This window comes from Christiangramia aestuarii (assembly GCF_009735585.1).
Classification (GTDB): domain Bacteria; phylum Bacteroidota; class Bacteroidia; order Flavobacteriales; family Flavobacteriaceae; genus Christiangramia; species Christiangramia aestuarii.
In genome coordinates this window covers 1-457 of record NZ_VJVW01000079.1, presented here as the reverse complement: position 1 = coordinate 457, position 457 = coordinate 1, and the positions used below count along the sequence as shown (strand labels likewise).

General features: G+C 68.1%; 1 pseudogene. It reads right to left on the bottom strand.

Annotated elements, in window-relative coordinates:
- Positions 1–457 (bottom strand): annotated as a pseudogene (locus FLP08_RS16995) (hypothetical protein); the annotation flags it as partial.

Below are 457 nucleotides of genomic sequence, written 5' to 3'. Positions count from 1 at the left end.
GCATGTAGGCGTGCGCCAGTACGTAGTCGCCGATGGTCTGCGACTGCCGCAGGCCGCCGCAGTGGCCGATCATCAGCCAGCAATGCGGACGCAACACCGCCAGGTGGTCGGTGATGTTCTTCGCGTTGGACGGGCCGACCCCGATGTTGACCAGCGTGATGCCGTCGCCATCGGCGGCGATCAGGTGGTAGGCCGGCATCTGGTAGCGGTGCCAGACCACCCCGGCGACGATGGCGTTGGCCTCGCCTTCGTCCATCCCGCGTTCGATGATCACGTTGCCCGGCAGGACCATGCGCACGAAGCGCGGGTCCTCGCGCAGGCGGGTCAGGCCGAGGCGGATGAACTGGTCGACGTAGCGGTGGTAGTTGGTCAGCAGGATCCACGGCTGCACGTGGCGCCAGTCGCTGCCGGTGTAGTGCACCAGGCGGCGCAGGGAGAAGTCCACCCGCGCGGCGTC